The 9,109-nt window shown below is 72.2% G+C and carries 9 protein-coding genes; 4 read left to right on the forward strand and 5 right to left on the reverse strand.

Annotated features, from left to right (window positions below; genetic code table 11):
* Positions 1–55: 55 nt before the first annotated feature.
* Positions 56–877, reverse strand: a complete 822-nt coding sequence (locus tag G5C65_RS24730; protein ID WP_165301137.1) for a trans-aconitate 2-methyltransferase — start codon at positions 875–877, stop codon at positions 56–58.
* A 78-nt stretch (positions 878–955) separates the two neighbouring features.
* Here G5C65_RS24730 and G5C65_RS24735 point away from each other — a divergent pair, with 78 nt between their 5' ends.
* Positions 956–1,453 carry a MarR family winged helix-turn-helix transcriptional regulator gene (locus G5C65_RS24735; protein ID WP_165301129.1) on the forward strand — a complete coding sequence of 166 codons (498 nt, stop codon included), beginning with the start codon at positions 956–958 and terminating at the stop codon, positions 1,451–1,453.
* 100 nt (positions 1,454–1,553) lie between these two features.
* Positions 1,554–2,315, forward strand: a complete 762-nt coding sequence (locus G5C65_RS24740; protein ID WP_165301130.1) for an SDR family NAD(P)-dependent oxidoreductase — start codon at positions 1,554–1,556, stop codon at positions 2,313–2,315.
* A gap of 51 nt (positions 2,316–2,366) precedes the next feature.
* On the opposite strand, the gene G5C65_RS24745 is transcribed toward G5C65_RS24740, so the two are convergent.
* From G5C65_RS24745 to galT, 4 genes are all read right to left on the reverse strand, one after another.
* Positions 2,367–3,197 carry a helix-turn-helix transcriptional regulator gene (locus G5C65_RS24745; protein ID WP_165301131.1) on the reverse strand — a complete coding sequence of 277 codons (831 nt, stop codon included), beginning with the start codon at positions 3,195–3,197 and terminating at the stop codon, positions 2,367–2,369.
* A gap of 285 nt (positions 3,198–3,482) precedes the next feature.
* On the reverse strand, positions 3,483–4,610 hold the full coding sequence (gene galK / locus G5C65_RS24750; protein WP_165301132.1) for a galactokinase: 1,128 nt from the start codon (positions 4,608–4,610) through the stop codon (positions 3,483–3,485).
* Positions 4,607–5,572, reverse strand: coding sequence for a UDP-glucose 4-epimerase GalE (gene galE / locus G5C65_RS24755; protein ID WP_165301133.1), 966 nt, complete (start codon positions 5,570–5,572; stop codon positions 4,607–4,609). Before galE ends, galK begins: the two co-directional genes overlap by 4 nt.
* Positions 5,569–6,684 carry a galactose-1-phosphate uridylyltransferase gene (gene galT, locus G5C65_RS24760; protein ID WP_165301134.1) on the reverse strand — a complete coding sequence of 372 codons (1,116 nt, stop codon included), beginning with the start codon at positions 6,682–6,684 and terminating at the stop codon, positions 5,569–5,571. Before galT ends, galE begins: the two co-directional genes overlap by 4 nt.
* A 256-nt stretch (positions 6,685–6,940) precedes the next feature.
* On the opposite strand from galT, the gene G5C65_RS24765 reads away from it, so the two are divergent.
* Together G5C65_RS24765 and G5C65_RS24770 are read left to right on the forward strand one after the other, a co-directional pair.
* The gene (locus G5C65_RS24765) at positions 6,941–8,611 is read left to right on the forward strand and encodes a sodium:solute symporter family protein (RefSeq protein WP_165301135.1); all 1,671 of its coding nucleotides are present in this window, start codon (positions 6,941–6,943) and stop codon (positions 8,609–8,611) included.
* Positions 8,612–8,633: 22 nt separating this feature from the next.
* Entirely contained in the window at positions 8,634–8,987 is a 354-nt protein-coding gene (locus G5C65_RS24770) for a DMT family transporter (protein WP_165301136.1), read from the forward strand.
* The last annotated feature ends 122 nt before the right edge of the window (positions 8,988–9,109 follow it).

The following is a 9,109-nucleotide window of genomic DNA, read 5'->3' on the forward strand; positions in this document are numbered from 1 at the left end:
CAGCCGCGGACTGCGACGAAACAGCAAGGGGCAGCCCCGGCCCAGCAAGCCCCCGTCACCCCCGCCGTTCCGCCACCGCGAACACCCGGCGGAACGGGAACGGCGTCCTCCCGTCCGGCCCCTGCGGATACGCCTCGCGCAGCGCCTCCGCGTACTCGGACAGGAACGCGTCCCGCGCCCCCGGGTCGTCGTCCAGGAGCGTGAGGACGGGGCGCAGGGCCGTGCCCTTGACCCAGTCGAGGACGGGGTCCTCGCCGGTGAGGAGGTGGATGTACGTCGTCTCCCAGGCGTCCACCGCGCAGTCCAGGGCCAGCAGGCGCTCGGCGTACTCGGACGGAGTGCGGACCGCGTCCGTGCGCGGGGGTGCGCCGACGCGGGACCGCCAGCGGGGCGCGTTGCGCAGCTCCGCGAGCAGGGTGTGGCTCGGTGCGCTGAAGTTGCCGGGGACCTGGAAGGCGAGGACGCCGCCGGGCGGGAGCGCCGCCACCCAGGCGGGGAACGCGGATACGTGGTCCGGGACCCACTGCAGCGCGGCGTTCGAGAAGAGGAGGCCGAAGCGGTCGGCCGGAGACGGGCGCCAGGTCGCCAGATCGGCCTCGGCGAAGTCCAGGCGGCCGGGGCGCTCGTGGGCGCGGGCCTCGGCGAGCATCGCGGGCGAGTTGTCGTACCCGGTGATGTACGCCTCCGGGTAGCGCTCGGCGAGCGGGGCGCTGGGGCCGCCCGGACCGCAGCCGAGGTCGGCGATCCGGGGCGCCGGGCGCCCCGGCAGCTCGGCGGGGACGCGGGCCAGCAGGTCCAGGACCGGGCGCAGCCGGTGGTCGGCGTGGTGGAGGTACTGCCCGGGGTCCCATACGGGGCGTGCGGGGCTCGGTGTCATAGCCATACGAGCAGGGTGCCGCGCTATATCTCTTGACGTCAAGAGACTTCACGTCGACACAACTACTACACTGGTCCCATGGAGGACGAGGTCGACCGATTGGTGACAGCATGGCGCCGCGAGCGCCCTGACCTCGACGTGGGACCGCTGGAGGTGCTCAGCCGGGTCAGCAGGCTGGCCCGCCATCTGGACCGCGCCCGGCGGCTCGCCTTCGCCGAGCACGAGCTGGAGCCGTGGGAGTTCGACGTCCTGACGGCGCTCCGGCGCGCGGGCACCCCGTATCAGCTCTCGCCCGGCCAACTGCTCACCCAGACCCTCGTCACCTCGGGGACGATGACCAACCGCATCGACCGGCTGGCCAAGCGGGGCCTCGTGGAGCGGCTGCCCGACCCCAGCGACCGGCGCGGGGTGCTGGTACGGCTGACGGACGAGGGCCGCGACCGGGGCGACAGCGCGCTCGCCGGGCTGCTGGCGCAGGAGCGGGCGATCCTGGCGGAGCTCTCGGGGCCGCAGCGCGAGCAGCTGGCGGCCCTGCTCCGCCAGTTGACGGCCCCCTTCGACAACGTCCCCTCATGACTCCCGCGCCCTGCGACGAGCAGGCCGCGCGCGCGTCGTGGTCGCTCGCGCCCCCAGGGGGCGCGGTACTCCCGGGGCGATCCCCGTAACATCAATCCATATGAGCGGCGCACTCCGATTCGCGGGACGCACCATCATCGTCACCGGCGGTGGTGCGGGGATTGGCGCCGCCACGGCGCACCGGCTGGCCGACGAGGGCGCGGCCGTCGTCATCCTCGACAACGAGGAGGACGGCGGGCGGCGCACCGCGCGCGAGATCACCGCCTCCGGCGGCAGAGCCGCCTTCGTGCTGGGCGATGTGACGGACGTACCGGCCTGGACGCGCGCCGTGGCGACGGCGCGCACCGGCTTCGGGCCGGTCGACGGCCTCGTCAGCAACGCGGCGCTGGTGCTCCCCGGCTCCGCCGGCAGCCTCACGCTGTCCGACTGGGAGGGGCAGCTCGGCGTGAGTCTCACCGGCGCCTTCCTCGGCGTGCGCGCCTGCCTGGCCGATCTGCGGGAGCAGCGCGGGGCCGTCGTGCTGACCTCGTCCGTGCAGGCCCTGGTCGGGCTGCCGGGCCGCCCGGCCTACGCGGCGGCCAAGGCGGGGCTCACCGGGCTGGGCCGTCAACTCGCCGTGGACTACGGGCCGCACGTTCGGGTGAACAGTGTGCTGCCGGGTCCGATCCTCACCCGCGCCTGGGACGGCATCGCCGAGCAGGACCGCGCGCGGGCCGCGGACGAGACCGCCGCGGGCCGGCACGGACGGCCGGAGGAGGTCGCGGCGGTGGTCGCCTTTCTGCTCTCCGCCGACGCCTCCTACGTCACGGGCACCAGCATGGTGGTGGACGGCGGCTGGAGCGTGCTCAAGAACTCCCCCTGACCGGCGCCCCCCTGACCGGCCCCTCTGACCGGCCGCCTGACCGGCCCCTCCTCAGGAGCCCGCGCGGACGGGCTCCAGCTCCGCCGGGCCCACTCCCGCGCGGCGGGCCAGCGCCACGGCGGCCAGCGTGGAGTGCACGCCCAGCTTGCCCAGCACGTTCTGCATATGCGTACGGACCGTGTGCGGCGAGAGGTAGAGCCGCTCGGCCACCGCCTTGCGGCCCAGGCCCGCCACCATGCAGCGCAGGACCTCCCGCTCCCGGGGGGTCAGCGACTCCACGAGCCGCTCGCTCTCCGTACGGTGCTTGCGGGTGGCCGTGAGCTCCTTGAGGACGCCGGTCAGCAGCGCGGGCGGCAGATGTGTCTCGTCGTTGAGCACGCCCCGGATGACCTGGAGCAGCCGGGAGAGCGAGCAGTCCTTGGCGACCCAGCCCCCCGCCCCGGCCTGCAGCGCCGCCGCGGCGTGCCGGGGGTCGTCGCGCTCGGCCAGCACCACCGGGCGCAGCTGGGGATAGTCCGTGCGGACCCGGGCCACCAGCGGCAGTCCGCCGGAGGGGTCGGCGGGCCGCACCCCGTCCTCCAGCGGGCCGGAGCCCAGCGGTACCCGGCCCGGGGACCCGCCGTTCGCACTTCCGCCGGCCGCACCGCCCACACCGGCGGGGCCGCATCCCGGCCCCGGGTGCATCGGTGCGCCTAAGTCCGCGTCCACCAGCAGCACGTCGAAGCGGCGGCCCTCGGCCACCCCGCGCTCCAGATGGCGGAGCGCGGCGGCTCCGCTGCCCGCCGCGGCCACCTCGACGTCCTGCTCGGCCGCCAGCGCGGCGGCCAGGGACTCGGCGAAAATGCGATGGTCGTCGACCACCAGCACACGAATACGTTGCATGGCACCCCCTGGCAGTGCGGGCACGGCACCCGGTGCGGGGTCGCGCTACCGCACGACCGCCGCCGTGGTTCGCTGCTACCCCGCCGCCGGGCGTCGTACCCGGCGCTCTCGCCCCCTGATCCGCACCGCACCGGCCCCCACCGGCGCTGTGCGTTCAGAATCAGAGTACGGGCGAGCTGTGACGGCGGAAGGCAAATGGCAAAACTGTTTTGGCGACACGTCAGAAGTGAGACACGCCGGTGTACCCTTGCCCGCCGCGCGCCCCGCACGCGCGCGGCACGCCTGTCACATACGCCGTGCACCCTCGCTCGGCACGGCCTCGAACACGCGGGGGGCGCCGAACCCCTCCTTCTCGAACGCCGCCAGCACGGCGTCGGTGACCGGCCGCGCCGCCGCCTCCTCCACGAGCACGATCGCGGAGCCGCCGAAGCCGCCCCCGGTCATCCGGGCCCCGAGGGCCCCCGCGCCGTCCGCCGCCTCGACCACCGTGTCCAGCTCCGGGCAGGAGACGCGGAAGTCGTCGCGCAGCGAGGCGTGCCCGGCGTACAGCACGGGGCCGATGGCGCGGGTCTCGCCGCGCTCCAGCAGCCCGACGGCCTCCTCCACCCGGCGGTTCTCGGTGACGACGTGCCGCACGCAGCGCCGCGCCTCGGGGTCGTCCACCCGGGTGAGGGCGGCCTCCAGCCCGTCGTAGGGCACGTCGCGCAGCGCGGGCACCCCGAGTGCCTCGGCGCCCCGCTCGCAGGCCCGGCGCTGCGCCGCGTAGGCGCCGTCGCTCAGGGTGTGCTTGACGCGGGTGTCCACGACGAGCAGCCGCATCCCCTCCGCCGCCAGGTCGAAGGGGATCTGGCGGCGGCTCAGATCGCGGCTGTCGAGGAACAGCGCGTGCCCCTCCGTACAGCAGGCCGACGCCATCTGGTCCATGATCCCGCAGGGCGTGCCGACGAAGTCGTTCTCGGCCCGCTGGCACAGCCGGGCGAGCCGCTCCCGGCTCAGGCCCAGGTCGTACAGGTCGCCCAGGGCGAGCGCCGTGCCGACCTCCAGCGCGGCGGACGAGGACAGCCCTGCGCCGGTCGGCACGGTGCCGGCGACATGGATGTCGGCGCCGCCCACCGGCAGTCCGGCCTCCCGCAGCGCCCAGGCGACGCCCGCCGGATACGCGGCCCAGCCGCCCTCGGGGCCGGGGGTGAGCGCGTCCAGCTCCAGCTGGTAGGCGCCGCCGGGGACGTCGGCCGAGTGGAAACGCAGCACGCCGTCGTCGCGCCGCGCCGCGGCGACGTGGCAGGTGTGCGGGAGGGCGAGGGGCAGCACGAAGCCGTCGTTGTAGTCGGTGTGCTCACCGATGAGGTTGACCCGGCCGGGTGCGGCCCACACCCCTTCGGGCTCGGTCCCGTAGACGTCCTGGAAGCTCATGACCGCTCTCCCGTTCCGCGCGCGAAGCGCCAGGCGTCTTCCACGATCTCCTCCAGCGCGGTGCGCCGGGGCCGCCAGCCCAGCCGGGTGCGGGCCCGTTCGGCGGAGGCGACCAGCACAGCCGGGTCGCCCTGCCGCCGCGGGGCCGGGGTCTCCGGGACGGCCTGCCCGGTCACCTGGCGGACGGTCTCGACGACCTCGCGGACGGAGAACCCGTTGCCGTTGCCGAGGTTGCAGATCAGATGCTCGCCGGCGCGCACCGCGTCGAGGGCGAGGAGGTGCGCCTCGGCGAGGTCCGCGACGTGGATGTAGTCGCGGACGCAGGTGCCGTCGGGCGTCGGGTAGTCGGCGCCGTAGACCGAGACGGACTCCCGGCGGCCCGCGGCGACCTGGAGGATCAGCGGGATGAGGTGCGACTCGGGGTCGTGCCGCTCGCCGTGGCCGCCGTACGCGCCCGCCACGTTGAAGTACCGCAGCGAGGCCGCGGCCAGGCCGTACGCCTGGCAGTAGCCGGCGATCAGCTGGTCCATGGCCAGCTTGGAGGCGCCGTACGGGTTGGTGGGCGCGGTCGGCGCGGACTCCGTGATCGGGGTGCGCTCGGGCTCGCCGTAGACGGCGGCGGTGGAGGAGAAGACCAGCCGGCGCACGCCCTTCTCGCGCATGGCGCCCAGCAGTTCGACGGTGCCGCCGACGTTGTTGCGCCAGTACTTCTCCGGGTCCGCGACCGACTCGCCGACCTGCGAGGAGGCGGCGAAGTGCAGCACGCCGTCGTAGGAGGCGTCCAGCCAGCTGCCGGCGTCCTGGATACGGGCCTGGAGGAACGTGGCGCCGTCCGGCACCGCGGCGCGGAAGCCGGTGGACAGGTCGTCCACGACGGTCACGCCGTACCCGGCCTCCAGCAGACGCGCGGCCACCACGCTGCCCACGTACCCCGCTCCGCCGGTCACCAGGAACCTGCTCATGTGCTCGCCACCTCTCGCAGCCGCTCCGCCGCCGCCTCGGGCGGAACATCGTTGATGAACACGTTCATACCGGACTCGGAGCCGGCGAGGTACTTGAGCTTGCCGGGCGCCCGCCGGATGGTGAAGAGCTCCAGGTGCAGCGCGAACTCCTCGCGCAGCGCGGCCCCGGCCCCGCGCCCCCGGACGAACGGCGCCTGGTGCCAGGCGGCGATGTACGGCGTGCGGGGCTGGTCCTCGCCGAAGATCCGGTCGAACCTCCGCAAGAGTTCCAGATAAACCTGTGGAAACTCGGTGCGCGCCTCCTCGCCCAGCGCCAGCAGGTCCGGAACCCGCGGCTTGGGGTAGAGGTGCACCTCGTACGGCCAGTGCGCGGCGAAGGGGACGAACGCCGTCCAGTGCTCGCCGTCGAGGACGACGCGGTCGCCGGCGGCCAGCTCGTTGGCGACCAGGTCGTCGAACAGGTTGTCACCGCCGGGCCGCTCGCCGTGCGCCGCCAGGGAGCGCAGCATCCGCGCGGTGCGCGGGGTGGTGAACGGATAGGCGTAGATCTGCCCGTGCGGATGGGAGAGGGTCACCCCGATCTCCTCGCCGCGGTTCTCGAAGCAGAAGACCTGCTCGACGCCGGGCAGCTGGGACAGCTCGGCGGTGCGGTCCGTCCAGGCGTCCAGCACCAGCCGGGCCCGCTCCTCGCCGAGGTCCGCGAAGGAGGCGTCGTGGTCGGCGGTGAAGCTGACGACCTCGCAGCGGCCGGCGCCGGGCCGCGCGGTGAACAGGCCGCCGCCGTGGGCCGTCCGCGGACCGGGGCCGCCGGAGAAGGACGGGAAGCGGTTCTCGAAGACCGCCACGTCGTAGTCGGCCTCGGGGATCTCGGTCAGCCGGCCGTTCCGGGAGGGGCACAGCGGGCACTCGTCCGCCGGCGGGTGGTACGTGCGGACGTTGCGGTGGGCGGTGACGCCGACCCAGTCGTCGAGCAGCGGGTCGTGGCGGATCTCGGGGGCTGCCGCCGCCGGGGGCAGCGGGCGGCGGTCGGCGGCGGTGCGCACCGCCGCATCGCTCAGGTCGTAGTAGACGATCTCGCGGCCGTCGGCGAGGCGGGCTGAGGTCTTCTTCACCGTGCGGGCTCCTCGGTACGGGGCCCCAACATAATCGCACACAAAGAACCAGGAGCCAACAGACGCAGTGTGCCCGCATGGCTCACGAGCGCGACCGCACAAAAACCGACACCTTAGACAGCTATCGACAGCACCCCGGCTGCATCCCGCTTAAATCATCACAATCAAACAAAGTCCCGCAACAAGTCCTTTCAGAAAGTGAAGCGAGCCGGGTACCTTCTCGATCGTTCCGATCGCGCAATGAAGCGAGTGACCCATGTTGTACCTGGCCGAACGGCTACGGCTCCCCACCAACGGACTCGATTACACACTTCTCGGCATCTACTTCGCCGTCGTCCTGGGCATCGGCTTCGCCGCCAAGCGCAGCGTGAAGACCAGCCTCGACTTCTTCCTCTCCGGCCGCTCACTCCCGGCCTGGATCACCGGCCTCGCCTTCGTCGCCGCCAACCTCGGCGCCACCGAGATCCTGGGCATGGCCGCCAACGGCGCGCAGTACGGCGTCTACACCGTGCACTGGTACTGGATCGGCGCCGTCCCCGCCATGGTCTTCCTGGGCCTGGTGATGATGCCGTTCTACTACGGCTCCAAGGTGCGCTCCGTCCCCGAGTTCCTGCTGCACCGCTTCGGCCCGTCCTCCCACCTGCTCAGCTCGGTCATCTTCGCCGTCTCGGCCGTGCTGATCGCGGGCGTGAACCTCTACGCGCTGGCGATCGTCCTGGAGGCGCTGCTGGGCTGGGACCAGTGGATCGCGATCGTCGTCGCGGGCTTCTTCGTCCTGGCGTACATCACGCTCGGCGGGCTCTCCTCCGCGATCTACACGGAGGTGCTGCAGTTCTTCGTCATCCTCGCCGCGCTGATCCCGCTCACCATCGTGGGCCTCAAGCACGTGGGCGGCTGGAGCGGCATCTCGGACACGCTCAGCGGCGAGAAGGGCAGCGCCTTCATGACCGCCTGGGACGGCACCGGCATCGGCTCGGACAACCCGCTCGGCGCCAACTGGCTCACCATCGTGCTCGGCCTGGGCTTCGTGATGAGCTTCGGCTACTGGACCACCAACTTCGCCGAGGTGCAGCGCGCGCTGTCCGCCAAGAACCTCTCCGCCGCCCAGCGCACCCCGCTGATCGCGGCGTTCCCCAAGATCCTCATCCCGATGGTCGTGGTGGTGCCGGGCCTGATCGCGCTCGTGATGGAGCCGACGCTGGGCAAGGCGGGCAGCGGACTCGAATACAACGACGCCATCCCGGTGCTGATGCGCGACCTGCTGCCGAACGGCGTGCTGGGCATCGCGGTGACGGGGCTGATGGCGGCGTTCATGGCGGGCATGGCGGCCAACATCTCGTCGTTCAACACGGTCTTCACCAACGACATCTACGCGGCCTACCTCAAGAAGCACCAGCCGGACGAGCACTACGTGCTGACGGCCCGCGTGGTCACCGTCATCGGCGTGCTGGGCGGGATGGGGACGGCGTTCATCGCCTCCACGTTCAGCAACATCATGAACTACCTGCAGACGCTGTTCTCCTTCTTCAACGTGCCGCTGTTCGTGGTCTTCATCATCGGCATGTTCTGGAAGCGGACCAGCCCGGCGGCCGGCTTCTGGGGGCTGCTGAGCGGAACCGCCGCCGCGATGGTCAACTACTTCTGGCTCTACAAGCAGAACGTCATCGACATCCCCACCGACCAGGGCGCCAACTTCGTCTCGTCGATCGTCGCCTTCGTGGTCGGCGGCGTGGTGATGGTCCTCGTCACGATGGTGACCCGGCCCAAGCCCGTGGAGCAGCTCGCGGGGCTCGTCTACGGCACCGTCTCGCCCGGCCTCCAAGAGCCCCCGGCGGAGGGCGACGACGCGTGGTACCGGAAGCCCGCGCTGCTCGGCTGGGGCGCGATCATCCTCGCCGCCGCCTGCTACATCCCCTTCTCCTTCTGACCGCGAGGAGCGCTGAAGCACCATGACGAACGAGCACCGTCCGGGACGCCCGGAGTCGGAGACCGAGCAGCTCGCGCACCAGGTCGAGGAGCTGGAGCGCAAGTCCCAGTCCGCCGCCCGGCTGTTCGACGTACGCCGCATCATCGGCGGCCTGTTCGTGGTCTACGGGGTAATCGTCACGATCGCCGGGATCAACCCCTCGGACGCGGACCTGGAGAAGGCCCAGAACATCAACATCAACCTGTGGACCGGGCTGGCCATGCTGGCCCTGGGGCTGGCCTTCCTCGTCTGGCTCAAAGTGAGCCCCACCATTCCGCCTCCGGCGGACGGGGCGGAAGGAACGGAGGGGGAGCCGGAGAACAGGGAGCAGGGTTAACCCCCATCCATCGCCCTGAAGGGCGAGGATTTTCCGTCTGGGGTGGCCTCGGTAGGTTCGGGGCCACCCCTCCGGGTGGGTTCCTGGTTCCTTCCGCCCCTTTCAGGGTGGAGTTGTGCGCG

It is taken from the genome of Streptomyces boncukensis (assembly GCF_011045075.1).
Lineage (GTDB): Bacteria > Actinomycetota > Actinomycetes > Streptomycetales > Streptomycetaceae > Streptomyces > Streptomyces boncukensis.